General features: G+C 61.0%; 21 protein-coding genes. 12 read left to right on the top strand and 9 right to left on the bottom strand.

All coding sequences use genetic code 11. From position 1 onward, the window contains the following. On the bottom strand, positions 1 to 879 hold the full coding sequence (locus tag EEB13_RS29230) for an alpha/beta fold hydrolase (RefSeq protein ID WP_141486856.1): 879 nt from the start codon (positions 877 to 879) through the stop codon (positions 1 to 3). A gap of 82 nt (positions 880 to 961) precedes the next feature. Here EEB13_RS29230 and EEB13_RS29225 point away from each other — a divergent pair, with 82 nt between their 5' ends. Together EEB13_RS29225 and EEB13_RS29220 are read left to right on the top strand one after the other, a co-directional pair. Beyond that, a complete protein-coding gene (locus EEB13_RS29225; protein ID WP_141486855.1) occupies positions 962 to 2,923 on the top strand; it encodes a BTAD domain-containing putative transcriptional regulator in 1,962 nt (653 codons plus the stop codon). Positions 2,924 to 3,036: 113 nt separating this feature from the next. Further along, on the top strand, positions 3,037 to 3,447 hold the full coding sequence (locus EEB13_RS29220) for a hypothetical protein (protein WP_033233710.1): 411 nt from the start codon (positions 3,037 to 3,039) through the stop codon (positions 3,445 to 3,447). Between the two features lie 68 nt (positions 3,448 to 3,515). Here the strand turns inward: EEB13_RS29220 and EEB13_RS29215 are convergent, their stop codons facing one another. Beyond that, complete coding sequence (locus EEB13_RS29215) at positions 3,516 to 3,728, bottom strand: hypothetical protein (protein ID WP_045065598.1); 213 nt, start codon at positions 3,726 to 3,728, stop codon at positions 3,516 to 3,518. A 233-nt stretch (positions 3,729 to 3,961) separates the two neighbouring features. Here EEB13_RS29215 and EEB13_RS29210 point away from each other — a divergent pair, with 233 nt between their 5' ends. The 3 genes from EEB13_RS29210 to EEB13_RS29200 are packed head-to-tail and all read left to right on the top strand — an operon-like array spanning position 3,962 to position 7,048. Beyond that, positions 3,962 to 4,618 (top strand): GAP family protein, encoded by a 657-nt coding sequence (locus tag EEB13_RS29210; protein ID WP_033233708.1) that lies wholly within the window; start codon positions 3,962 to 3,964, stop codon positions 4,616 to 4,618. Positions 4,619 to 4,634: 16 nt separating this feature from the next. Next, the gene (locus EEB13_RS29205) at positions 4,635 to 5,348 is read left to right on the top strand and encodes a GAP family protein (protein WP_033233707.1); all 714 of its coding nucleotides are present in this window, start codon (positions 4,635 to 4,637) and stop codon (positions 5,346 to 5,348) included. Continuing rightward, positions 5,345 to 7,048, top strand: coding sequence for a SulP family inorganic anion transporter (locus EEB13_RS29200; RefSeq protein ID WP_095887391.1), 1,704 nt, complete (start codon positions 5,345 to 5,347; stop codon positions 7,046 to 7,048). The genes EEB13_RS29205 and EEB13_RS29200 overlap by 4 nt, the downstream gene beginning before the upstream one ends. Positions 7,049 to 7,059: 11 nt before the next feature. Here the strand turns inward: EEB13_RS29200 and EEB13_RS29195 are convergent, their stop codons facing one another. Together EEB13_RS29195 and EEB13_RS29190 are read right to left on the bottom strand one after the other, a co-directional pair. Next, a complete protein-coding gene (locus EEB13_RS29195) occupies positions 7,060 to 7,920 on the bottom strand; it encodes a hypothetical protein (protein ID WP_230590098.1) in 861 nt (286 codons plus the stop codon). Next, the gene (locus EEB13_RS29190; protein WP_095887390.1) at positions 7,904 to 10,531 is read right to left on the bottom strand and encodes a LuxR C-terminal-related transcriptional regulator; all 2,628 of its coding nucleotides are present in this window, start codon (positions 10,529 to 10,531) and stop codon (positions 7,904 to 7,906) included. Before EEB13_RS29190 ends, EEB13_RS29195 begins: the two co-directional genes overlap by 17 nt. A 152-nt stretch (positions 10,532 to 10,683) precedes the next feature. Here EEB13_RS29190 and EEB13_RS29185 point away from each other — a divergent pair, with 152 nt between their 5' ends. Then, a complete protein-coding gene (locus EEB13_RS29185) occupies positions 10,684 to 11,334 on the top strand; it encodes an ankyrin repeat domain-containing protein (protein WP_033233705.1) in 651 nt (216 codons plus the stop codon). A gap of 111 nt (positions 11,335 to 11,445) precedes the next feature. Next, complete coding sequence (locus EEB13_RS29180) at positions 11,446 to 12,252, top strand: alpha/beta fold hydrolase (RefSeq protein WP_045065592.1); 807 nt, start codon at positions 11,446 to 11,448, stop codon at positions 12,250 to 12,252. A gap of 29 nt (positions 12,253 to 12,281) precedes the next feature. Here the strand turns inward: EEB13_RS29180 and EEB13_RS29175 are convergent, their stop codons facing one another. The 4 genes from EEB13_RS29175 to EEB13_RS29160 all read right to left on the bottom strand — a co-directional run bounded on the left by EEB13_RS29175 (position 12,282) and on the right by EEB13_RS29160 (position 16,787). Beyond that, positions 12,282 to 13,472 (bottom strand): lipid-transfer protein, encoded by a 1,191-nt coding sequence (locus EEB13_RS29175; protein WP_033233703.1) that lies wholly within the window; start codon positions 13,470 to 13,472, stop codon positions 12,282 to 12,284. Then, positions 13,469 to 13,945 (bottom strand): Zn-ribbon domain-containing OB-fold protein, encoded by a 477-nt coding sequence (locus EEB13_RS29170; protein ID WP_033233702.1) that lies wholly within the window; start codon positions 13,943 to 13,945, stop codon positions 13,469 to 13,471. Before EEB13_RS29170 ends, EEB13_RS29175 begins: the two co-directional genes overlap by 4 nt. Before the next feature lie 114 nt (positions 13,946 to 14,059). Continuing rightward, on the bottom strand, positions 14,060 to 15,757 hold the full coding sequence (locus EEB13_RS29165; protein ID WP_033233701.1) for an FAD-dependent oxidoreductase: 1,698 nt from the start codon (positions 15,755 to 15,757) through the stop codon (positions 14,060 to 14,062). Positions 15,758 to 15,779: 22 nt separating this feature from the next. Next, positions 15,780 to 16,787, bottom strand: a complete 1,008-nt coding sequence (locus EEB13_RS29160) for an AurF N-oxygenase family protein (protein ID WP_033233700.1) — start codon at positions 16,785 to 16,787, stop codon at positions 15,780 to 15,782. A 293-nt stretch (positions 16,788 to 17,080) separates the two neighbouring features. On the opposite strand from EEB13_RS29160, the gene EEB13_RS29155 reads away from it, so the two are divergent. The 5 genes from EEB13_RS29155 to EEB13_RS29135 all read left to right on the top strand — a co-directional run bounded on the left by EEB13_RS29155 (position 17,081) and on the right by EEB13_RS29135 (position 22,504). Then, complete coding sequence (locus EEB13_RS29155; protein WP_371851330.1) at positions 17,081 to 17,929, top strand: SDR family oxidoreductase; 849 nt, start codon at positions 17,081 to 17,083, stop codon at positions 17,927 to 17,929. 107 nt (positions 17,930 to 18,036) lie between these two features. Continuing rightward, positions 18,037 to 19,323 carry a sensor histidine kinase gene (locus EEB13_RS29150; protein ID WP_051730424.1) on the top strand — a complete coding sequence of 429 codons (1,287 nt, stop codon included), beginning with the start codon at positions 18,037 to 18,039 and terminating at the stop codon, positions 19,321 to 19,323. A gap of 557 nt (positions 19,324 to 19,880) precedes the next feature. After that, entirely contained in the window at positions 19,881 to 21,074 is a 1,194-nt protein-coding gene (locus EEB13_RS29145) for a thiolase family protein (protein ID WP_033233881.1), read from the top strand. Positions 21,075 to 21,102: 28 nt separating this feature from the next. Beyond that, positions 21,103 to 21,864 (top strand): 3-hydroxyacyl-CoA dehydrogenase, encoded by a 762-nt coding sequence (locus EEB13_RS29140; protein WP_033233699.1) that lies wholly within the window; start codon positions 21,103 to 21,105, stop codon positions 21,862 to 21,864. A gap of 13 nt (positions 21,865 to 21,877) precedes the next feature. Next, positions 21,878 to 22,504 carry a TetR/AcrR family transcriptional regulator gene (locus EEB13_RS29135; protein ID WP_033233698.1) on the top strand — a complete coding sequence of 209 codons (627 nt, stop codon included), beginning with the start codon at positions 21,878 to 21,880 and terminating at the stop codon, positions 22,502 to 22,504. 57 nt (positions 22,505 to 22,561) lie between these two features. On the opposite strand, the gene EEB13_RS29130 is transcribed toward EEB13_RS29135, so the two are convergent. Next, positions 22,562 to 24,184, bottom strand: coding sequence for a long-chain fatty acid--CoA ligase (locus EEB13_RS29130; RefSeq protein ID WP_033233697.1), 1,623 nt, complete (start codon positions 24,182 to 24,184; stop codon positions 22,562 to 22,564). Between the last annotated feature and the right edge of the window lie 47 nt (positions 24,185 to 24,231).

Genomic DNA, 24,231 nt, shown 5'->3' with positions numbered 1-24,231 from the left:
CTACCTTTTCAGCAGGGCGCGGATCGCGTCGACCACGTCGGTGGGCGCCTCCTCTGCCATGAAGTGACCTGCGGACAGCGTGCGGTGCTCGAGATCGGGCGCCCACGCTTTCCACAGGGCCTCGGCGTCGTAGCCGAGCATCGAACCCCAGTCCTGCTGGATGGCGGTGACCGGCATACGCAGCTGGTGGCCTGAATCGCGATCAGCCTGATCGTGTTCGACGTCTATGCCTGCCGACGCGCGGTAATCGGCAACGATCGACGGCACCGCCTCCCGCGAGGCCCGCAGGTACTCCGCTCGCACGTCAGCCGGAATTGCTTCGCGATCAGTCGTCCAGACGTCGAGAAAATACTCGAAGAACGCGTCGGCGCTGGCGCTGATCATCTGTTCGGGGAGGCCAGGTGGCTGAGCCATCAAGTAGAGATGGAATGCCACGGCCGCATTCGATCCATGCAGGATGTCCCACATATCCAAGGTGGGCAGCACGTCCAGTGAACCGAGGTGTGTGATCACTTCCGGATGATCCAACCCGGCTCTGATGGCAACCAATGCACCTCGATCGTGGCCGACGAGAGCGAATCTCTCGTGTCCCAGATTCTGCGCCACCTCGACGACGTCGGCAGCCATTGTTCTTTTGGAGTAGGTGTCGGGGCTTTTCTCGACAGGCTTGTCGCTGGCTCCGTATCCGCGGAGATCCGGGCAGATGACGGTGTGATCCGACGCCAATTCGGTGGCCACGTGACGCCACATGAGATGGGTCTGAGGAAAGCCGTGAAGAAGGACGAGCGGTGCGCCGCTTCCGCCGATCGCGAGGTTGAGCCGCACGCCGTCGTGGGTGGAAATCTGCTGGTAGGCGAAGCCTGGGATGGTGATCGTCATCGGTCGCTCTCGTTTGTCGGGGTGATGGCAATCAGCATCGCCGCATTCGATGAGCATTCGATGAGCGCGATAGCGTGGGGACATGCGAGACCACACAGTTGGAAGCCCGGTTTTCGGAGTGCTGGGTCCGGTGGTCGCATGGAATAACTCGGGAGACCTGATCGATCTGAAGGGTCCACGACACCGAGCTGTCCTCGCTCGCCTGATCGTTGCCCGCGGCCGTGTGGTTCCGGTGGACGTGATTGTCGACGATCTCTGGGTCGATCCTCCGGCCGGAGCGACCAGCGCACTACGTACGTTCGTCTCGGCGCTGCGACGTGCGCTCGAACCCGGTCGTCCGCCTCGGACGAAGCCGAAAGTTATTGTGACGGAAGGGCGCGGCTACGCCATTCAGGCCGCACCCGAAGCGGTCGATGCCTGGAAATTCGAGAGCCTGGTGCGTGAAGCCGCTGAGTCCACACCACCGCAATCACTCGAACTACTCCGAACCGCCCTCCACTTGTGGCGAGGACCGGCATACGCGGAGTTCACCGAAGAACCCTGGGCTCGATCGGAGCGATCCCGCTTGGAGGAACTGCGTCTGACAGCCGTCGAACGCTTGGCCTCTGCCCAACTGGATCTCGGGCAGACCACCGAAGCGATTCCCGATCTGGATGCCCATGTGACGGAACACCCTTGGCGAGAAGATGGTTGGCGACTGCTAGCTCTTGCGCTGTACCGCTCCGACCGTCAGGGCGACGCCCTGGCTGTCCTGCGTCGCGCACGAAAGTTACTCGCCGAGGAACTCGGCATCGACCCTGGTCCGCGACTGACCGACCTCGAGTCCGACATACTTCGACGAGAGGGGCATCTGGATCCTGGAGCGGCAGAGCAGATCTTCAGTCAGGTGTCTGCAGCGTACGACCGAACCGTAGCGGCGGGATCGAAGTCGAGATTGGAGTCCACTGTCGGCCTGCTCCGAAGTTTGGCAGTTGCCGGCGGAAGCGGACTGGAGGCTGCTCGAAACCAGCGACTGGCAATCATCAGTGCCGCTGAACAATTGGACGACGTCGAACTCACCGCACGGATTATCGGTAATTACGACGTGCCTGCCATCTGGACGCGATCCGACGATCCGGGGCAGGCTGCTCAGATTGTCGAGGCCGCTCAGCGCACCATCGATCGACTTCCTGACGGGAACGACCTCGCTCGGGCAAGACTCTTGGCGACAATCGCACTCGAATCACGCGGACTTGCCGGCGACCCCGGACTCGAACCTGCCCGCGCTGCCGTTCAGATCGCCCGCTCCCTCGACGACCCCGGACTTCTTGCCTTCACACTCAACGGGTTGTTCATACAGAGTTTCTGGCGAACTGGCCTGGCTCCAGAGCGCGACGCCATCGGGGGTGAACTGATAACGCTCTCCGCTCGGCACGATCTGGCCACCTTTGAAATTCTCGGGCATCTGGTGCGTATGCAAGCTCTCGGTGCACTCGGGCAATTCGATGCCGCCGAACAACATGCCGACGCAGTGGATCGATTGGCCGGACGTCACGAGCGTCCGTTGGCAGCGGTATTCACCACCTGGTTCCGCGCGATGCGAATTGCCGCCACAGGCGCGGACGTGTCGCACTGCGAGGAGCTGTACGAAGCCGCCGCGGTCAGTCTTCCCGGTTCCGGCATGCCCGGCCTCGAGGACGGAATTCTCCCGCTGGCAATTCTCGCACTCCGAGTCTGGCACGGCGTGCCGGCGGCCTTCGGCGCCGATACGAACTGGGGCCCGTACGAGCCCTGGGCTCGGCCACATCTGCTTCTCGCGCAGGGGAAAGTGAACGAGGCCGCAGAAGCGGTGCGCGCGTTGCCCAACCCGCCGAACGACCTACTTTCCGAAGCGCTGTGGTGCCTTATCGCAGCAGCTTCCGTCGCGGTCGGTGACCGTCAGGTCATGGAACGAGCGCGGGCTGCTCTTATGTCTGCTGAAGACGAAATTGCCGGTGCGGGCAGTGGAATGCTCACTGTCGGCCGGGTCTCGGACCATCTTGCGGGGCTTAACGAGCACACCTGAGGTCCCGGTCGGTGATCGCCGCGGACGGGATTCATCCGCGATGGGTGATGTCTTCCCTAAATGGGTACTCGAGACTTAGAGAGGGAAGTGCTTTCTCGTCGAAAGGAACGCTGATGACTGCTCCACCACGAGAACCCGCCGAACACCCTGTCAAGCAGGGGTTCGCGGTCGGTACGACGTTCGCGGCGGCGATTCTGCTGCTGACAGCCGGCATCGTTGCCCTGCTGCAGGGGATCGCTGCTGTCGCCGACAACAATCTGTTTGTCGTCGGAATCAACTACACCTACAAGTTCGATATCTCGACGTGGGGTTGGATCCACATAGTTCTGGGCATCATCGGAATTGTGGTCTCCCTTGGCCTCTTCACGGGTGCGGTGTGGGCAAGAGCGTCGGCAATCGTGATTGCGTCACTCTCCATCATCGCGAACTTCTTGTGGCTCCCGTACTACCCGATGTGGTCGATCCTGGTGATTGCGCTTGACATCGTGGTCATTTGGGCAGTCGCAACGTGGGATACCGCGTAGATCATCGCGTCAGAAACTGTGGCCCCGGCTGATTCCCCCAGTCGGGGCCACAGTCATGTGAATGTCGATCAGTCTGGGAGTCTGCGTAATTCGGCGACGGTCAGTCCCAGCGAATCGAGCCGTGCCATGATGCTCCGCATGGCGCTGTGATCGGCAACGGGACCGTACAGGCTGGTGTAGCCACCGGCGGTTGGTGCCACACTCAATTCGGGGAATGCGGCCTTCACGCGATCCGACACTTCGCCGTCGATGAGAAATTGGTAGCGAGTGGGAGCAGTCATCGTTTCTCTCTCCCATCACACGTGTTGCGCATCGATTTAGTCTGTACCCATTTATTTTTACGTTGCCGCGCGGTGAATACGTCATCCCCTTCGGGTGAATGCCGGACATGCGGCCACGACGTCTCATCGGGACAGCATCCTCTTCCAGGGTTCTCGCTGGTGTTCATCCTTTTTGTGTGAGGTCGAATCCGACTGTTTTCCCTAGTCTCTAGCGGGAGAGAGAAGAGGCCGAAATGGGTTCTGTCATCGGAGATCTGTTGCCACTCGCGTTGGGAGTGGCAATCTCGCCGATTCCGATCATCGCGGCCATCCTGATGCTCCTGTCCAAGCGAGCAGGAAGTACCAGCATCGGTTTTGCCTTGGGTTGGTTACTCGGAATCGTTGTTGCAACAGTAATATTCGTTCTGCTGTCGAATCAATTGGAGAAATCCTCCGATTCTTCGGCTGGTGTTTCGTGGATCAAGATCGCCTTGGGTGTTCTCCTGCTTGCTTTCGGCGCAAAGCAGTGGCGCGGACGCGGCGGTGAACATGAGACTCCCAAATGGATGCAGGCCATTGACGACATGACGGCAGCCAAGGGATTCGGCCTCGGATTCGCACTGGCCGCCGTCAACCCCAAAAATCTGATGATGTGTATCGCCGCAGGTGTCTCGATCGGTGCTGCATCGTTGCCGACCGGGCAGGTAGTCATCGCCGTCGCGGTTTTCACCGTCATCGCTGCATCGACTGTCTGTCTACCCGTGATCGGGTATCTGATCGCGGCGGATCGTTTGCGCACCCCGTTGGCAGAGTTGAAGGTCTGGCTGCAGGCGAACAACGCGACGGTGATGAGCGTGCTGATCCTGGTCATCGGAGTTGTGCTGATCGGCAAGGGAATCGGCGGATTCTAACCGAGCGGAGGTAGTCATGGGGTCGTTGTTGTTGCAGCAGATTCCGCTGGCGCTCGGCATCATCATGAGCCCACTTGCGATAGTGGCTGTAGTCGCAGTGTTGTTCTCCGAGCGGGCGCGGATCAACAGCATCGCGTATCTCGTCGGATGGTTTCTCGGAATCATTGTGTCGCTGGCCGTCTCGTTTGCAATTTTGACAGCGCTGGAAGTTCATCAGCGGACACACCCGCCGCTGTGGGTACCTATCCTGCACTTGATCCTCGGAACGGTACTTCTGGGCGGGGCCTGGTTCGTGTACACCCGTAGTCATCGGCGGATGCAGGCAATGGCGGCGGCAACCGGACCGGGTGACATTGCCGCGGCGGCCCCTCAGTTGCCGAAGATGCTGCAATCGGTGGAACATTTCTCACCGTGGCGCTCCGGTGTTCTCGGCTTTGCTCTCTTCGTCCTCAATCCCATCGACATGTCCTGTGCCATAGCAGCGGCCATGAATTTTCGATTGAGCAGCGCAGCACCGTCCGCGGAGTGGGCATCCGCTGTTGTGTTCGCGCTGGTATCGGCTAGTTCGGTCGCAGTTCCGGTCGCGCTGCTCCTGATCAAGAAGGAGAAGGCAACAGAGCCGTTGCAGCGTATTCGGACGTGGATCGCCACCAATACCCATCTGCTGAACGTCGGACTGCTGATCTTGATCTCGGCAATGCAGATAAGCAAAGGGATCCAAGGACTATGAGCACTCGACACACGCACACCCCGCTTGTCTTCGGTTCGCTGGCCGGCTATCAACGTGCGTGGCTGCGGCCCGACATCATCGCCGGGCTCACGGTCTGGGCGGTGCTGGTGCCGGAAGCCCTGGCATACGCCACCATTGCCGGCGTCCCACCCGTTGTGGGGCTTTACGCAGCAGTGCCCGCGCTGGTTCTCTATGCGGCCGCTGGTAGTTCACGCCACCTTGTTGTCGGTCCGATGTCGGCAACCGCGGCATTGTCTGCTGCATTGATCGCTCCATTTGCCGGTGGCGACGACTCACGTTTTGTTGCCCTGTCTGTCGGACTTGCCGTCGTCACCGGTCTGGTCGGGTTGCTCGCCGGATTTGTGCGGCTGGGATTCATCGCCTCGTTCATCTCCGAACCGGTGCTCAAGGGGTTCATCGTCGGATTGGCGCTGACCATCATCATCGGGCAAGTTCCGAAGCTACTGGGCGTCGAGAAGGGCGAAGGTAATTTCTTCGTACAAGCCGCGACGGTTGTGCGTGAGTTGGGGAGCGTCGACGGGCTCACGGTCTTTGTCGGATTACTCAGCCTGACTTTGGTGTTGGCGGTCAAGAGGTGGTTACCGCTGGTTCCAGGGTCACTCCTGGTCGTTCTGCTGGGCATCACGGCGGTTGCACTGTTCGGCCTCGACGATCGGGGCATCGACATTGTCGGCCACATCGACGCGGGGCTGCCGAGCGTCGGGCTACCGGAGGGAGTGCGAGCCGAGGATTACCTGGACTTGATCGGACCGGCCATCGGCGTGCTGCTCATCGGTTTCGCCGAAGGTCTCGGCGCAGCAAAGACATACGCAGCCAAGGCCGGTTACACCGTCGACGCGAACCGGGAACTGACTGGACTCGGTGCCGCGAACTTGGGAGCCGGCCTGTGCTCGGGCATGGTGGTCAACGGCAGTCTCTCCAAGACGGCAGTCAATGGTGGGGCCGGAGCCAAGACGCAGGTCAGTGGGCTCACGGTTGCAGTGCTCACGGTGCTGACACTTCTCTTTCTCACCGGGTTGTTCGAGAAACTGCCCGAAGCGACACTCGCTGCCGTGGTGATCGCCGCCGTGGTCGAGTTGGTCGACTTCTCCTCTCTCGCAGCGCTGTACCGGGTGTGGACCAAGCGGTTGGGCAGCATCTACGGCGTGGCGGCTCGTGCCGATTTCGCGGCAGCCGTAGCGGCTATGTTCGGTGTGCTGATCTTCGACACATTGCCGGGTTTGATCATCGGAATCGCCGTGTCGATGCTGCTGCTTCTGTACCGCGTCTCCAAACCGCATGTGGCGGAACTGGCCAAGAGCGGCTCGCGATGGGTGGACATTGCGTCTCACCCGGAATTGCAGCCTTCCGACGGCGTGATCGTCGTGCGAGTGGAAGCCGGCCTGTTCTTTGCCAACGCCGATCATGTTCGAGACCGGATCGACGATCTTGTCACCGACGGTACGTCCATGATCATCCTCGACGCCGAGACCTCGCCGTTCATCGATGTGAGCGGTGCGCAAATGCTCGAACAGTTGCGGGATTCGCTGGCACGGAAGAACATCGTGTTCCGGGTGGCCCGCGACGTTGGGCAGTTCAGGGACGTTCTTGCCGGTACGCCTGGTGGTGGTGTGAAACTCGATGTCTACCCGAGCGTCGCGGAAGCCATGGCTGATCCCAATGATCGCCGGAGTTCATGATCGACCCGAGCTCACGATCCTCGCAGCCAACGCCCCAGCGGCCCGTCGTCTTTGGCAACTGATCCCACGATCGTTCCGGCGACGACAACAATCGCGGAGAAGACGAACAACCAACTGATGAGGGTGAACATCACTCCGAGAAGACCGAATTGGTCTTGCGATGTGCGCGTGATCCGCGGAAGGAAGAGGGTGCTGGCAACGTGAAGGGCACTCAGGCCGGTGGCCGTCAACAGTCCGGAGCCGATGCACATCCGGGTGGTCATCCGGTTGGCTGTCAGCAGCATCGGAACCAATGTCCAGACCAGTGCCCATACGCCGTAGACGGCCGTGAATCCGAGCAATTGACCTACTGCGGGAATCGAATCCAACTTGTGACACACCGCGGCGATGGCAACCGAACCTGCGATGACAAAAACTACGGCGAGCCACCGCCAGGCTTGTCGGAGCGTGGCAATCGGTACATGCCAGATCCGCCCGTACATCCGACCCAGTGCTCGGGCATACGACGTCGAACTGATCAGCAGCATCAGCAGACCCACGATGCCGAAAGCTGTCGCGGATCCGGTGGTGACATCGCTCGGTGGGAATTCGGCGCCGAGATTGTCGCGCGCTGCGTCCGAGAGTGGTTGCAGACGTTGAAGGGTTGATGCGGCGATCATCACCGGCAGCAGGGACGTGAATGCCTGCGCCGCAAGGGTCATCGCGCTGTCCACCAACCCGACTTCGACGATGTCGAACGTAACGCGCGACGCGAGCCGTCGACGTGGTGTGACGGTCACCCACACCTTCATGCGGTCGCGGGTGTCGTTGTAGATCTGCGGGGGCAACTGCATGCGCTTCGGGCGGCGCGTCTGCTCAGATGAGTCCGCCACGCCGCGCGGCTTTCAGAGCGTCGCGACGATTACTGACGTCGAGTTTGCGGTAGATCCCGCGCAGGTGGGTCTTGATGGTGTTGACCGAGAGGAACAGGGTTTCCGCGATCGATTCCGTGGTGTCGCCCGAAGCGAGTTCGCGCAGTACCGTGTACTCGCCCGGAGTCAGAATCGGAGCGATGGCAAGTTCATGTGGTTGCAGGTGTGACCGTACGTGTTCGGCAAACAGTTCTTGGTCTCCGAAATGTCCGGTGAAATCATCAAGGATTCCTCGCAGGGCGCGACCGTAATCGAGGAAGGGGCGCAGAAGGTTTCCGTGCTCGGCGGCGCGTAATGCGTCGTGCAGTGATCGAAATGCCTTGCGTGGTTGGTGATTGGCGGAATGAATGACGGATTGCAACACCGATGTGTAGATGCCGTGAGCGAGTAGTGGGTGTTCGGGTGATTCCACAGCGGCGGTCAGTTCGGCCTGTGCCTCGGTGAGCTTGCCGCCGGCCAGTCGCAGAGACGACAACGCCAAGTGTGCCTCGGTGGTAGCGCCGAATTGCTGTGTCGCGTCGTGTATCAGTCGGCTCGCCCAGTCCAATTCGCCCACCGAGAGGCAGACACTGACCACGGTGGGTAGCAGTGCGGATGTCGCGATCGGGAAGGTCCCCAGTTCGATGGCTTTGATCATGGCATCACGGATGTCCGCGGCAGTCGAGCGTCGATCGTCAGAGGTGTCGAGTCGACACAATCCGAAAGTGATGACACTGTGCCAGCCGAATGCGGGCATGCTGACGCCGAGAACATCAGCCTGGCGGCAGTTTTCGATGGTGGGGATCCGATACGGGAGATCCGGTGAACTGCAGAGATATGTGCCGAGGGCTGCTACCGATGTTGCCAACTCGTACTCCGCGGTGCCCATGAGATTATGCTCGCCAGCGTAGGTCAGGGCGTGTGTGATGTGGGCGATCATCGCTTCGATGTCGCCGTTCATGGCGGCCGAGAATCCGATACCGGTGAGGGCTCTCAGCACTAAACTGCTTCGGCCACGAAGCATTCCGAGTGCGGCGGCCTCGGTGTATTCGGTGCTTGCGCGCTCGAAGTCGCGGTCGAGGAAGTATCCGGTCGCAGTTTGCAGGTGTGCAAACGCTTCGATGTCGGAGTGAGTGCTGCGTTGCCGTTCGGCGTGCCCGGCGAATGCGGTGTCGAATCCCGCGCCGGCGTACAGAGCCTGCAGCTTCAACGCGCAGAACAGCGGGTCGCGATCCAGCCCGGATGACGCAGTTTCGAGGAAATTCAGGTACGTCCTGGCCGTAGTCACGTCACCGCTGTGGAGGGCTGAGGCGGCGAGGAGCATTCGAGTGCGCGGTGACTCGGATACGAGAGTAGGTACCGACTCGAGTATTCGGGTCAGATCGCTGCCGTATCCGTCCAGAACGAGCCCGAGGCCGCAGCGATCGAGGAAGGCGATAATACGTTCCGGATCACCGATGGAGGCTTCGAGTTCGAGTGCTTCGAGTTCGTGTTGATGCGCCTCGAACCACGTTGCGGCCTCATGATGCGCTCGGATACGTTCGTTCTGATCGACCCGGCGAAACTCTGCACGAAGGTGTTCGCGCAGCAGTGGATGGTAACTGAACCAAGTTGTGTGATCGGTTGAATCGGTGCGTGTGAGTGGCAAATTGAACTGAATCAGTGTGTCGATTTCTGTCACTGCGTCTTCGTCGGTGATCGCCTCTGCCAAGTCGACGGAAAATGCTTCGGCCACAGAGGTCTTGAGCATGAAGTTCGTGAGATGGGTGGGGAGTGCGGCCAAGACCTCGTCTACCAGGAAATCGGCAACAGGCCTGGGTGTGTGTGTGAATTCATCGACGGCATCCGCGGTGTCACCTCGTCCTGCGAGATAGGTAGCAGCCAACCGAACCACGGCGCCCCATCCCTTGGTGAACGATTCGATGAGCGCAAGCTGTCGTTGGTCCAGTTCGATGTCGTATTCGCCTAACAGCACGCTGATTTCGTCGCTGTCGAATGCAAGATCATGTGCTTCGAATCGAGTCAGACGACCGTCGAGGGCTAGGCGATGCCAGGTCAAAGGAGGTTCGTACCTGGCCGCGAGAACGATCGTGAGGTTCGGCGGCGCGTCCGCGAGAACCTGGTCGAGGGTGCTGATCGACATCGGATCGTGAAGGGCATGAACGTCATCGAGAATCAGCGTGATCGGTTTTCCGCTGGCCTCGATCGCCTTCATGAAGCGGGAGTGCCAGAACTGCGTCGGTGCACCGCACGCGACGGGTTCGACATGCGTGGCCAGTGCTTCGGCGAGGGAGGTGCACAACACTTGCGCGTTGTTCTCACGCTCCGCCAACGTCAGCCAGGAAACCGCTGCGGGAGCCTGTTTACGGGCCCAGTCGGCCAGCAGCAGTGTCTTGCCTGCCCCAGCAGGGGCGCACAGTAAGTTCACCGCGCGAGCGTGATGTGCGGCTGAGAGCTTGCGATGCAGACGGGGGCGCGAGATGACATTGGAGATCGCCGACGGAGGACGGAAGCGGTTCTCGTTTTCGCGCGCGGCTATACCTGGACCCGACAATCTAGCCGTCGAAACGGATGCACGAACCGAGCTGCTCATCAAACTCCTGAAGTTGGTGAGTGCGACGCGGTGTAGTCCCGTTACGGCAATTACCCAAACCGGACGTTTGCTAATCAGCGGGCAAGAAGATGGTGACCAAGGTCCCGGTGCGAGGTATATCGGCCATTTCGGATTGTGGAACACTGTGAACGGTGAATCGGAAGTCGGGAATCGTTCTTGCCGCAGGCGTTGTTCTTGCCGTGGCTGGTTGTGGTTCGGCGGCGTCACCTGCAACTTCGCCTTCGGCGCCCGTCGCTTCTGCCGAAGCATCCACGTCATCAGAGCCATCGGTTGCCCCGGCTCGGTCGACTCCTGAATCCGAGCGGGCGTTGATCGCGGCCACCAAAGCCAACGACGTGGAGGCGGCAACCGCCCTGATCCTCGCCGGTGCCGACGTGAACGCCAAGGATTCCATTCAGGATTCGGCCTTCCTGTACGCCGGAGCGGAAGGTTTGAACCAGATTCTCGCGTTGACGCTCAGTCACGGAGCGGATGTCCGCAGTGTCAACCGATTCGGTGGCACCGCTTTGATTCCCGCCAGCGAGCACGCGCACGTCGACACGGTTCGGATGCTGATCGCGGCCGGAGTGCCTGTCAATCACATCAACGACCCGGGGTGGACGGCTTTGCTCGAGGCTGTTGTCTACGGTGACGGTTCGCCGCGCTACCTCGACGTGATCACACAGCTGCTCGACGCCGGGGCGGATCAGGAGATCAGGGACGCACGCGGACGGACAGCGTTGGAGAACGCGCAGAATCTGGGACAGGCCGATGTTGCTGCGCTGCTGACTTCTCGGCGCTGACGGAATCAATACGGAGTTCTGACCCGTCGGTTTTCATCGGTGGGATGGGGGTATTCCGCTGGGCGTGATGTCTCGCCCGAGCTGATCGCCCATCCGACTCGAAGGAAACACATGAAGATTTCCCGTGTATTCACCGCAATTCTGTCGGTAGTGGTGGTGTCGACTGCTGGAATCATCCTCGGTTCCGGCGGCGCGAGTGCCGCGCCCCAGCCAACCGTGGTCCTGGTCCACGGGGCTTTTGCCGACGCAACAAGCTGGGATGGTGTGGCCGCCGATTTGCGTTCGCGCGGCTATGAGGTTGTGACTCCGGATAATCCGCTGCGGGGGCCGTCGTACGACTCGGCAGTGATCGAGAAGACCGTCGCGGATATCGACGGTCCGGTAGTTTTGGTCGGACATTCGTACGGGGGCGCCGTGATCACCAATGTGCACGATCCCAAGGTGCAGTCGATGGTGTATATCGCGGCTTTTGCTCCGGTGGAGGGTGAGCCGGTCCAGATCACGATCGATCCCATTCGGTTCCCGGGCAGCCAATTGCTACCTCCCGCACTGGGGTTGAAGATCGTCGACGACGCTCACGCGATTGGCGGTAAGAACGTCGACGGATATGTGACCGACGAGTACTTCCATTCGGTTTTTGCGCAAGATGTTTCGGACGAGACGGCGGCAACGATGTTGGCGCATCAAAAGTCTGCGGCGCTCTGGGCGAACCTTGAACTCGGCGGTCCGCCGTCCTGGGCGAACACACCGACGTGGTACCTCGTGGCTGGTAACGATCGGGTGATTCCGGCTACCGCACAACGGTTCATGGCAAACCGGATGGGCGCGACCACCAGCGAACTCCCGACGTCTCACGCTTCGCTGGTCTCGCAGCCGGGTGCGGTCGCAGACGTGATCGTGGCGGCCGCTCACAGTTAAGTGTGCGACCGCCACGACAGTAAGGCGGGTTAAGCGGAAACGATCACCGAGGAGCCATGGCCGAAGAGGCCTTGGTTGGCGGTGATGCCGATGCGGGCGCCTTCGACCTGACGGCCTTCGGCTTGTCCGCGCAGCTGCCAGGTGAGCTCGCACACCTGCGCAAGTGCCTGGGCGGGAACAGCTTCACCGAAGCAGGCGAGGCCACCGGACGGATTGACCGGGATGCGGCCACCGATGGTGGTGTCGCCTGCACGCAGGAGGTGTTCGGCTTCGCCGCGCTTGCAGAGTGCAAGGTCTTCGATCCAGTCGAGTTCGACGGACGTGGCGAGGTCGTAGACCTCCGCGACGTCGACGTCCTCCGGGGAGATGCCGGCTTCTTCGTACGCCGCGTAGCCGATGGATTCCTTGAACGTGCGCTCCGGAGCCGAGACCGCAGAGCTGGAGTCGGTCGAGAAGTTCGGCATGTCCATGATCGTCTGCGGGAACGTCGGAGTGACCGTCGAAATCGCCTTGATGCGAACAGGTTCCGCGATGCCCATCTTGCGGGCGTATTCCATGGACGTCAGCAGGATGGCTGCGCCGCCGTCCGAAGTGGCGCAGATGTCGAGGAGGTGCAGCGGGTTGGACACCACGGGGGATGCCAGCACGTTCTCGACGGTGACTTCCTTGCGGTAACGCGCGTTGGGGTTGCTCAGACCGTGCTTCGCGTTCTTCACCTTCACGTTGGCGAAGTCCTCGGCGGTGGCGCCGTACAGATCGATGCGTCGACGCGCATTGAGTGCGAAGTACGCCGGGTTGGTCATGCCCATGAGGCGGAAGCGCAGCCAGTCCGGGTCGTCCCAACGCTCACCGGCGACGGGAGCGAGGAAGCCCTTCGGCGTGGTGTCTGCGCCGACGACCAAGGCAACTTCGCTGAGGCCGGCCAGGATTCGGGCGCGAGCTGTGTCGAGTGCCTGCGCACCCGTCGCGCACGCTGCGTACGACGTGGCGACGCGAGCGCCGTTCCAGCCGAGGGCCTGAGCGAACGTGGCTCCGGCGACGTATCCGCCGTATCCGTTGCGGACGGTTTCGCCGCCGACGATGAAGTCGACATCCTTCCAGTCCACGCCGGAATCAGCGAGGGCGGCGCGTGCGGCGGCAACGCCGTACTTCACGAACGACTGGCCCCACTTGCCCCAGGGGTGCATACCTACACCGAGTACTGCGACGTCCTTGCTCATGACTGCGACTCCTGATCAGCTGCGGCGACAGGCTTCCAGCGCCACGTCGTACGAACTCCGGTTTCGTCGGTGTACAGCGGCTCGACCACCAATTCGACGGTATTACCCACCTTGAGATCGTCGACGCCGAATCCGTCGGCTACCTGGCCGAGGATGACGATGCCCTCGGGCAATTCGACGGCGGCCAGTGCAAACGGCACGTACGGGTCGGAGCTGGGGATGTACGGCGGCGGCGGCTGGTACTGCGCGTCGGTGTACGACCAGACCGTGCCCCGGCGGGAAAGTTCGACGTCGCCGAACTCTTCACCCGAGCAGCTCGGGTTCTTGCAGAACGTGGTCTCGCGCGGGAAGGAAATGGTGCCGCAGGATTGGCACTTCGTGCCGATCAGAGCAGGTTCGGGGCCGGTAGTAAACCAACCCTCCACCGCAGGTGTCACGCTGCCGCTCGGTGCCGACGTTGCAGTCTCGCTCATGCAAACCTCATCTGGTGGGCGTGCCGGATCCGAGGATCGTGGCTCGCTGTGCCGCTTACTGGAACAGGTTGCAGTATTACACGATAAGCAGCGCAGATGGGGCGAAATTTTCGGTCAGTGGGACGCTTTCCAGAGCTTTCGACGTGGTGGTTTCACCTGGCCTGCAGCTCCGACGATGGACGACACTTCACCCTGGTCGAGGATCTTCTCCCGAACGCGTCCGTGCGCGACGCCGCGATCGACTTCGGCTTTGTCGATGGCATGCCAACCGGCTCGATCGACGACGCCATTCTGTCGCGCCCGGACCAGCCGATCGAGGGCAGCAGTGTCGGGCGCCGGGGTACGCAGACGTCCGTGGTTGAAGTCGTCGACGAGCATCCGGACGGTTTCCTGTGCGCAGGATTTGTTGGTGCCGATGAAGCCGCTTGGTCCGCGCTTGATCCAGCCCGTCGCGTACACGCCGGGTGCCTCGTTAACGCGGCCTCCCTCGTTCGGGATAACCGAGGTGCGCTCGTCGAATGGAACACCCGCGATGGGTACACCGCGGTATCCGATGGACGTGAGTACCAGGCCGGCATCGATGGTTTCCGTATCTCCGGTGGGTTCGATGCGGACAGTCCCGTCGGCGTCGACAAGCGTGTTGCGCTCGAATTCGATCCCGCTGACGCGGTCCTCACCGGAAATCTCGGTTGGCGTCAGTAGGTAGCGCAAAGTGATGCGTTTGCTTCCGACTTCGACATGATCGCGATTCTTCAGCGCTTCGAGGAGTCGGAGTTTCTGCTCGACAGCGTGCGGCAGTGAGTCGGCTTTCTCGGTGATCGGGTCGAGAACCATGTCGTCCGGGCCGACGGACAGTTCGATATCCGGTAGCGCCAACAGGCCGGTGAACTCGGGAACGGTGAAGGCAGACTGCGCAATTCCGCGTCGGCCGACGATCACTACTTCTTCGATCCGACTCTTCCGTAACGCTGCGAGCGCGTGAGCAGAGATGTCGGTGCCGGCCAGCTTTTCGGGATCTGCCGTCAGAATGCGGGCAACGTCAAGTGCGACGTTGCCGTTTCCGATGATGACGGCCCGCCGATGTGAAAGGTCGAAGACATCGTCGACATGATCGGGATGACCGTTGTACCAGGCCACGAAATCGGTGGCCGACGCAGTTCCGGGGAGGTCTGCGCCCGGGATGCCAAGGCCGCGATCGGATGAAGCGCCGACTGCGTAGAGAACGGCATGGTGGTTCTCGAGAAGTTCGTCGTGAGTGAGGTGTTTACCGATCTCCACGTTGAGGTAGAACTCGAAACCCCGCTGCGCGGCGATCTTGTCGAACAGTCGCGTGACCTGCTTGGTCTTCTGATGATCAGGTGCCACGCCGGCGCGAACCAAGCCGTAGGGAACGGGTAGCCGATCGAAGACGTTGACCTGCACACCGGGTTGCGTGAGCAACTCGTCTGCCGCGTACATCGCGGACGGACCGGAGCCGACGATCGCAACTCGCAGCGGCGGACGCCCCTGGTCGATAGTCGCGGCTGGGATCACCTTGGCAAGTAACGGGCGGGGCCGCTGCTCCTTGTAGAAATCTGCGTTGATCGAGAGGAAAACCCGCTGCGGTTCAGCCAGTTTCGACTCGGGAACAATGGCGTCGACCGGGCAGGCCGAGACGCATGCGCCGCAGTCGACGCAGGCCTGTGGATCGATGTGCAACATCTCGGCGGTGAGGAAATCCGGTTCGTCCGGCGTCGGATGAATGCAATTGACCGGGCAGGCGTAGACGCACGAGGCGTCGCTGCAGCAGGACTGCGTGACTACGTGTGGCATGGCGGTTGGGTCCGATCTCGGATTAGGCGGCAGCGTTGTGTGCGCTGCGGTGGGGTTCGCTGCGGAAACGTGATGCGCGGCCGTCCATCTTGCAGGCCTTCCACACCAATCGCGACGCGCGGTTCATCAAACCCGTCTCTGTTGCGAGCATGCGGACGTCGCCGAAGTAGTTGCGCAGCGTCTGACGCGATTCCGGTAGCTCCCAGAACAAGTCCTTCTTGACGGACTTCGGGATGTCGAACTGCTTCCAGAATGTGTTGGGCGGAATCACGATGGCATCGCACAGGATTCGCATGGTGATCGGGAAGAGGAGCGACAGGACAAAGCGGCTCGGCCGCGACATCAGCGGGATGCGTCGGCTCAGAAGTTTGTGCGCAAACGAGATATGACGCGCTTCTTCGGCAACGTGAATTGCCATGACGGACGCCATGATCGGGTGGATATCGCCCCCGGAGCGCAGGATGCTCTTCTGGATGTGGTCGATAGGTTCTTCGCCTGCGAGGACACCCACGAAGAAGAGTTCCGGGAAGGGGCCGGCAGCAAGTGGGATGAACGGCGCCAGCATGCGCATCACGCGATTCATGCCCGGAGCGTCGGCGCCGATGCGGTTCACCATTTCCTGGAACATCATGGTGTGGTTGCACTCTTCGACGGATTCGTGAGTGCAGTAGCGTGCCTCGGCCGACTGGTTGGGAAGTGAAAAAACGTACTGCATCATGCCGCGGATCAGGATGTTCTCGAACTGCAGGCCGACCTTCGCGACGTTGGCCTGACGCCACATCCCGATTTCGATTTGTTTGTCGATCGGCTGAGCCTGGTACCACGGGTGGGCGCCGAGCGGATCCGTCTCAGCCGGGAGGATCCAGCGCGTATCGCCGGGCGTGACCGCAAATTCGGGGGCATCCCAGTCGATATCGAGATACGGATCGAAGTGCTTGTTCACGGATCCTTCGGACAGGAGGCGAAGTGTCTCGTTGTACGAGTCGTCGGATGCTTCCGCGTTCTTGTCGAACGGCGTTGTCAGCGTCATGTGCGTCTCCCTCTTTGTCGCGGTCACCGCTGGTCTTACGTGCGGTTTCGGTGGTATCGAGGGCCGGTTCGTGTGATCGCAGGCACTCGGTCTGGCTTTAATGTAACCACAGGTATCAGGAAAAGCTAGTCCCAGACAGTTCTCGATCGACAAGCGGCATGAGCTACTGGTCAGTAGCTTTGTGGGTCACGCTTTGCCTGCTGCTTCGTGGGCGTTTCCGCGATCTTCTGGCGTATGGGCGCGCAATAACTTACTGCTCGGTAATCTCGTCAACCTATAGAAAAGGACAGGCGATGACGATGATCAGCAGGCTGGTGGGCAATTTCGTGTTGAATCCGCCCACGAGGCTTGGTTCGCTGCTTCCGCGCCCCCGCGTCGACCTTTCGGAGAGAACCATCGTGCTGACCGGGGCGTCGTCCGGTATCGGGGAGGCAACCGCGCACATGTTGGCGGCTCGTGGTGCCGAGATGATCCTGGTTGCCCGAGGCATTGACGAACTCGAGCGCGTGCGTGACGACATCCACCGAGAGGGAGGGTGGGCTCACGTTCTACCCGCGGATCTCTCGAACGGTGAAAGCGTCGACGAACTTGCCGACGCGATAGCCGACCAGTTCGGGACCGTCGACGTTTTGATCAACAACGCGGGCCGCTCGATCCGCCGCAGTGCCGCCGATTCCGTAGAACGGTTTCATGATTACGAGCGCACGATGGCGCTCAACTACTTCGGTCCGGCGCGGCTGACGCTTCGACTCTTGCCGTCAATGCTCGAGGCCGGTGCCGGACATATTGTCAACGTCGGGACGTGGGGTGTGAGCGCCGGCGTGATGCCACGGTTCAGTGCGTATCACGCGTCGAAGTCTGCGCTCAGTGCCTTCGGCCGTAGTCTCGGCGCAGAGTGTCATGGCACGGGCGTCGCCGTCAGTACCGTGCAATTTCCACTGATTCGCACGCCGATGATTGCGCCAACCGCCGAATACGTCAGCCAACCGGCATTGACCGCGGAGCAGGCAGCGTCGTGGATCCTGCGGGCAATCGAAACGCGTCCGATCGAGTTGTATCCACGCTATGCCGGCCTGCTCAGGGTCATTGGCGCTATATCACCCTCTGCCACAGATGCATTCGTGCGACGTTCTGGAATCTGAAAGTACTCGCTGCCGAAGTATCGGGTAAATAAATGAGGGTATGGCGTACTTTGAAGACGGCGAATGCGCGCAAAACTTGATCGAGAAATGAAGTAGGGGAATAGCCAGTGGCAGACATTCGCCGGAAACCGGCGCGGGTCAAGAAGATTTCGCTGAGTGCTCGCGAAATTCTATCGCGGAACCCAGCTGTCTTGGCGCTCACTGCCGGAATTCTCAGCCTCGTGTGGATGCTCGTTGCAACCTGGTCGGTGGCGCGGGGTAGTGGTTATTCGGGAGAGTCGGCCGCGGACGACCCGGTTGTTCTCATCACGACAGTGCTCATTCTGACTGTCATGACAGTGGCCGCATGTTTCCGTCGGCGGCATCCGGTGTGGATGTATCTTCTGACTCTCGTCGGCACCGTCGCTTTGGCCCTGCTGTTCGAGGACCGAGTAGCAGCGGCCACTCCGCTGTATTGGTTTGCGATCATCGTCATGGCTGGGAGAACTTCCGGAAGTCGCTTGGTACTACTGACGATTGCCGGAATGCTCGCTGATCTGTGGATGACGACCAGATTTCGACCGGGCGACGCTGGTGAAAGCATGACGCTTGCTCAGGTCCCGGCTGGGGATTTGCCAGAATTCTTGTTAGCACCCGCGGTGAATATCATGACCAGCTACGCGGTCATGATCGTTATCGGGAAAGTTGTGCAGAGATATCGAGCTCAATCATCCGCCAGTGCCGCAGCCATCGAGCAAATGCAGTTGAACAGCGACGCGCGAATAAGCGATGCGATCACAGAGGAACGGCAGAATATGGCGCGTGAATTGCACGACGTCGCCGCTCATCACCTCACGGGTCTGCTGATCCAGGCGAGGTCGGCCGACAAATTGTTTTCCTCCAACCCGGCGCAAGCTAAGGCACTGCTCGGTGGTGTGATCGACCATGGCGACCGGGCGCTGAACAGTTTGCGTCAAACTGTGGGGATTCTGCGGTTGGGCGAGGCCGATCCCAAGTACCCCCAACCGATGATCGCCGATATTCCGGAACTCGTGGAGGGATGTCGAGCGTCCATACCGTCCTTGGAACTCGATCTGGAGGATAGCTTCACCGAACTCGACAGTGCCGTGCAACTGTCCTCCTATCGCGTTGTACAAGAGGCATTGTCGAATATTCTTCGCCACGCGCCGGAAAGTTCCGCGACAGTGACTGTGCGACGTGAGCGCGATTCGATCAGCGTCGACGTCACCAATATTGCCGACAGAGGAACACCCGCGACAGACGGTCAGAGTCTGGGAATCTCGGGGATGCGTGAACGCGTCACCCTTCTTGGCGGAACCCTTCTCGCCGGACCCAACGACAACGGTTGGACTGTAAAGGCAGTCATTCCCACTGCTGGCCAGATCATCGGATAGTTACCCCGCGGCAAATCGGGCAAGATTCAACCAGGACGTCTCTCGATGATCGTGTTGGCCTTCGTGTTCTCAGTGTTCTTCTTTCTCGCGACACGTTAGGCGAGTCGCTCATTCCCCTGTAGTAAATGCGCTGATGAGCTACGCGTTATTCATAACCTTCGGTAAAGTTGTGCAGAACCACCGCGAAGAGTGCTTCTTTTGTCTCTTGGCGAAGTGCGGAATCTCGATTCATAGAGGTGGCTTGAATGCGGGATCGCGTTCCTAATACTTTGGTGTTAATTCCTTTTGGTGAGGACATCTCGGGCTCATTGGTTTAGGGCCACTACACGGTCGAACGTAGCGCTGCCGACTCCGTCGCTGGGCGCCTCCTTGCCCCCTGTCCGCCCCGTATCGATCCCAGTGGTTGCCATTGACGCCGGCATCTCTGGCATGATAGCTATTTAACGAGCGCTAAGTCAGTGGTTGGCTTGCGCAACATGATCTCGGTCCGGTGCCTGATGCATGCGTCTTGGGTGCCGGACCGTCTCAAGTGCACGTCCTCGAAGGGAACGAAGAAGATGACCAAGGCAGTGATTGTCGATGTAGTCCGGATCGCATCAGGCAAGGGCAAGCCAGGCGGGGCACTGTCCGGGACACATCCCGTCGAACTGTTGGCCCACGTACTTCGGTCGATCGTCGAGCGCAACGGCATCGATCCGGCGCTGGTAGACGACGTCATCGGCGGCTGTGTCGGTCAGGCCGGCGAGCAGGCACTGAACATCACCCGAACGGCCGTGCTCTCGGCTGGGTTCCCCGAATCCGTGCCTGCCACTACGATCGACCGCCAGTGCGGATCCAGCCAGCAGGCAGCACATTTCGCCGCTCAGGGCGTTATCGCCGGGGCGTACGACATCGTGATTGCCGCCGGTGTCGAATCCATGAGCCGTGTACCTATGGGGTTCACCTCGGTGGGTAAGGACGCATCCGGTCCCGGTATCGCCGCTCGCTACCCCGAGGGCTTGGTCAACCAAGGCATTTCGGCTGAACTGATTGCGGCGAAGTGGAAGTTCGACCGGGACACGCTCGACGCTTTCTCGGCTCAGTCCCATCAGCGCGCTGCGGCTGCGGCGGCGGAGGGACTGTTCGACAAGGAGATCGTGCCGATCTCGGTGACCAATGCCGCTGGTGAGACCGTTTCGCACACCGTCGACGAGACTGTGCGCGCATCGACCACCGCCGAGGGCCTGGCCGGTTTGAAGCCGTCGTTCTACTCCGAGAAGTACGCAGCTCGTTTCCCGGAAGCACAGTGGTCGATCACTCCCGGCAACTCCTCACCGCTCACCGACGGCGCTTCGGCTGCTCTGATCATGAGCGAAGAGATGGCCTCCAAGCTGGGTCTGACGCCCCGAGCGCGTTTCCACTCGTTCTCCGTGATGGGCGACGACCCGGTCTTCATGCTCACCGCACCGATCCCGGCCACCCACAAGGTCCTTGCTCGCGCAGGACTGAGCATCGACGACATCGACACCTACGAGGTCAACGAAGCATTTGCGCCCGTGCCACTCGCGTGGGCACACGAATTCGGTGCCGACCCGGCCAAGCTCAACCCGTGGGGCGGAGCCATCTCGCTCGGCCACGCACTCGGATCCTCGGGCACGCGTTTGCTGACGACGATGGTCAACCACCTCGAGGCCACCGGCGGACGCTACGGCCTGCAGACCATGTGTGAAGGTGCCGGCATGGCAAACGCCACCATCATCGAACGTATCTGACACACAACATCTTTCGAAAGGGAATCACATGATCGTCAACGACAGCGTAGCCGTCGTCACCGGTGGAGCCTCCGGGCTCGGCCTGGCCACCGCCAAAGCCCTTCTCGCCGACGGCGCCAGCGTCGTCATCATCGACCTGCCGTCCTCCAACGGTGAGGCCATCGCCAAGGAACTCGGCGACCGCGTTCGCTTCGCTGCGGCCGACGTCACGGACGAGACAGCTGTGTCGGCCGCTCTCGATCTCGCGGAGACCCTCGGACCGATCCGCGTCACGGTCAACTGCGCCGGAATCGGCAACGCCATCAAGACCGTCAGCAAGAAGGGCGCATTCCCCCTCGACGCGTTCAAGAAGGTCGTGGACGTCAACCTGATCGGCACGTTCAACGTGCTTCGCCTTGCTGCAGAGCGCATTTCGAAGACCGAGCCCATTGACGGCGAGCGGGGTGTCATCATCAACACCGCCTCGGTCGCAGCATACGACGGACAGATCGGCCAGGCTGCTTACTCCGCATCCAAGGGCGGCGTTGTCGGTATGACGCTCCCCATCGCCCGCGACCTCGCGTCGCTGCTGATCCGCGTCAACACGATTGCTCCTGGCCTGTTCAAGACGCCGTTGCTCGCCAGCCTGCCGGAAGAGGCTCAGGCGTCGCTCGGTACTCAGGTGCCGCACCCCTCCCGCTTGGGTGACCCCAGCGAGTACGGTGCACTCGCAGCGCACATCGTCTCCAACCCGATGCTCAACGGTGAGACGATCCGCCTCGACGGTGCAATCCGTATGGCACCGCGGTAATTTCGGAGACAAGATGACTGGCGAAGCGATGAGTGTAGATTCGGTAGCAGTGGACTGGAGGTCTTTTCCGCCGCTGTTGATGAGTGACATCCTGACGGCTTCGCTGGAACTGTTCAACGAGAACGGTTACCACGGCACAACTGTGCGGCAGATTGCCAACCGCGTCGGGGTAACCGTTCCCGCGCTCTACTATCACCACGCGAACAAAGAGGCCGTTCTGGTCGCGCTGTTCGACGTATCGATGAGCGAACTGAATACCAGAACCGAAGCGGCAGAAGCAGAAGCCGGAGAAAAACCGGTGGAGCGCTTTGCGCTGGTGGTCGAGGCGATCGTTCTGTACATGACTCATCGGGCGCATCACGCTGCGTTGGACACCGAGATCCGGCATGTCTCGCCGGAAAGCCGAAGCCGATACGCGGCCAGTCGCAAGCGACTCGAATTGCTGATGCGCAGGATTGTCGATAACGGTGTGGCATCAGGAGATTTCTCGGTCACCGACACCGAAGAAACCGTCCGGGCCATACTCGGAATGGCTCAATCTTTACCACGTTGGTTCCAGACCGGTGGTCCGATGTCGCCGTCCCAATTGGCAGAGAAGTACGTCGACATCGCGTTTCATACAGTCGGGTATCGACCGTAAACGAAGGCGGGCAACAGGTTTAAGACCTGTTGCCCGCCTTGTGGTGTTTACCCTGTGTCAGAGCCGCGTGACGTTGAGTCCGCCGTCGTGGTAGTCGGCCCGCAGACGCTTCTTGTCGAACTTGCCGACACTCGTCTTCGGAACTTCCTGCACCACAGCCCAGTTCTCGGGAAGCTGCCACTTTGCGATCTTGTCCGAGAGGAACTCTTGCAGTTCGGCCATCGTTGTTGCCGAATCCGCGCGCAGGACTACCGCCACCAGCGGTCGCTCATCCCACTTCTCGTCGGGAATGCCGATTACAGCTGCTTCCGTGACATCGGGATGACCCATGACTGCGTTCTCGAGGTCGACCGACGAAATCCACTCGCCGCCCGACTTGATGATGTCCTTGGAACGGTCCGAGAGGCTGAGGAAGCCGTCGGCAGTGATGGATCCGACGTCGCCGGTCTTGAGCCAGCCGTCGTTGAACTTGTCTGCTGCCTCGACACCGTAATACGACGCCGTAATCCAGGGGCCGCGCACTTCGAGCTCGCCAACGGAGACGCCGTCGTGGGCAACAGTTTTGCCGTCATCGTCGATGAGGCGTGCTTCGACGGATGCGGGGAAGCGGCCCTGCGAGTATCGGTACTTCCACATCTCGTCACCCGTGATACCGAGCGGCGGGCGAGCCACGGAGCCGAGTGGCGAGGTTTCGGTCATGCCCCACGCATGCAGGACGCTGACGTTGTGATCGTCTTCGAACGCGTGCATCAGTGCCGGCGGAACTGCCGAGCCGCCGATCAGAACCTCACGCATAGACGAGATGTCCTGAGGATTCTGTTCGAGGTAGAGGTGCAGACCCTGCCAGATCGTGGGGACCGCGGCGGCGAACGTCGGCTTCTCGCTGGCGATGATCGCGGCCAACGGAGCCGGCTGGAGGAAGCGATCGGGCATGATCAGCGAAGCGCCGATCATGAACGCGGCGTAGGGAAGTCCCCACGACATCGCATGGAACTGCGGAACGACGGCAAGTGCGCGGTCGCCCTGCTTGAGGTTGGGTCCGTCGCTCATGCAGACCTGCATCGAGTGCAGGTAGATCGAACGATGGGAATACACAACACCTTTGGGGTCGCCTGTGGTGCCGGAGGTGTAACACATCGCGGCAGCGCTGCGCTCGTCCAGTTCGGGCCAGTCGAACTCTGTCGGCTGCTCCGCGATCAGGCCTTCGTACGTGTGTACCTCAACACCGGCGGGCGCTTCGAGGCCGGCGGCGGAAGAGCCCGTCACGATGATGTGCTTGACGGTCGTGAGCGAAGGCAGTTGGGGTGCGAGCAACGGGATCAGCGACGGATCCACGATGATCACGTGATCCTCGGCGTGATTGGCAACGTGGATCAGCTGCTCGGGGAACAATCGGATGTTGAGGGTGTGCAGGACAGCGCCCATCGCAGGAATGCCGAGGTACGCCTCGAGGTGCTCCGAGTTGTTCCACATGAACGTGGCCACTCGCTGATCCCCGTCGACGCCCAGTCCGCGCAGTGCGTGTGCCAGCTGAGCGCAGCGACGTCCCACCTCGGCATACGACGTACGGCGCGGACCACTTTCGGTCCAGGTCACAACCTCGGCGTCACCGTGGACGGAGGCTCCGTGCCGCAGGATTTGAGCAATGGAGAGTGGGGCGTCTTGCATCGTGCTCAGCATGGGCTACTCCTGGGTGTCATGCGATCCTGTGCTTTCCAGACCGGCCG

It is taken from the genome of Rhodococcus sp. WS3 (assembly GCF_003797085.1).
Classification (GTDB): domain Bacteria; phylum Actinomycetota; class Actinomycetes; order Mycobacteriales; family Mycobacteriaceae; genus Rhodococcus_F; species Rhodococcus_F globerula.
Note: the sequence above shows the minus strand (reverse complement) of the source record. Positions and strands in the feature narration are given on the sequence as shown.

Bases quoted from the DNA above. Each gene is read 5' to 3' on its own strand.
- EEB13_RS29165 (WP_033233701.1), bottom strand. From the start codon at position 15,757: ATGCCACACGTAGTCACGCAGTCCTGCTGCAGCGACGCCTCGTGCGTC.
- EEB13_RS29155 (WP_371851330.1), top strand. From the start codon at position 17,081: ATGACGATGATCAGCAGGCTGGTGGGCAATTTCGTGTTGAATCCGCCC.
- EEB13_RS29225 (WP_141486855.1), top strand. From the start codon at position 962: ATGCGAGACCACACAGTTGGAAGCCCGGTTTTCGGAGTGCTGGGTCCG.
- EEB13_RS29230 (WP_141486856.1), bottom strand. From the start codon at position 879: ATGACGATCACCATCCCAGGCTTCGCCTACCAGCAGATTTCCACCCAC.
- EEB13_RS29220 (WP_033233710.1), top strand. From the start codon at position 3,037: ATGACTGCTCCACCACGAGAACCCGCCGAACACCCTGTCAAGCAGGGG.
- EEB13_RS29175 (WP_033233703.1), bottom strand. From the start codon at position 13,472: ATGAGCAAGGACGTCGCAGTACTCGGTGTAGGTATGCACCCCTGGGGC.
- EEB13_RS29140 (WP_033233699.1), top strand. From the start codon at position 21,103: ATGATCGTCAACGACAGCGTAGCCGTCGTCACCGGTGGAGCCTCCGGG.
- EEB13_RS29135 (WP_033233698.1), top strand. From the start codon at position 21,878: ATGACTGGCGAAGCGATGAGTGTAGATTCGGTAGCAGTGGACTGGAGG.
- EEB13_RS29190 (WP_095887390.1), bottom strand. From the start codon at position 10,531: ATGAGCAGCTCGGTTCGTGCATCCGTTTCGACGGCTAGATTGTCGGGT.
- EEB13_RS29160 (WP_033233700.1), bottom strand. From the start codon at position 16,787: ATGACGCTGACAACGCCGTTCGACAAGAACGCGGAAGCATCCGACGAC.
- EEB13_RS29145 (WP_033233881.1), top strand. From the start codon at position 19,881: ATGACCAAGGCAGTGATTGTCGATGTAGTCCGGATCGCATCAGGCAAG.
- EEB13_RS29180 (WP_045065592.1), top strand. From the start codon at position 11,446: ATGAAGATTTCCCGTGTATTCACCGCAATTCTGTCGGTAGTGGTGGTG.
- EEB13_RS29170 (WP_033233702.1), bottom strand. From the start codon at position 13,945: ATGAGCGAGACTGCAACGTCGGCACCGAGCGGCAGCGTGACACCTGCG.
- EEB13_RS29205 (WP_033233707.1), top strand. From the start codon at position 4,635: ATGGGGTCGTTGTTGTTGCAGCAGATTCCGCTGGCGCTCGGCATCATC.
- EEB13_RS29200 (WP_095887391.1), top strand. From the start codon at position 5,345: ATGAGCACTCGACACACGCACACCCCGCTTGTCTTCGGTTCGCTGGCC.
- EEB13_RS29130 (WP_033233697.1), bottom strand. From the start codon at position 24,184: ATGCTGAGCACGATGCAAGACGCCCCACTCTCCATTGCTCAAATCCTG.
- EEB13_RS29215 (WP_045065598.1), bottom strand. From the start codon at position 3,728: ATGACTGCTCCCACTCGCTACCAATTTCTCATCGACGGCGAAGTGTCG.
- EEB13_RS29210 (WP_033233708.1), top strand. From the start codon at position 3,962: ATGGGTTCTGTCATCGGAGATCTGTTGCCACTCGCGTTGGGAGTGGCA.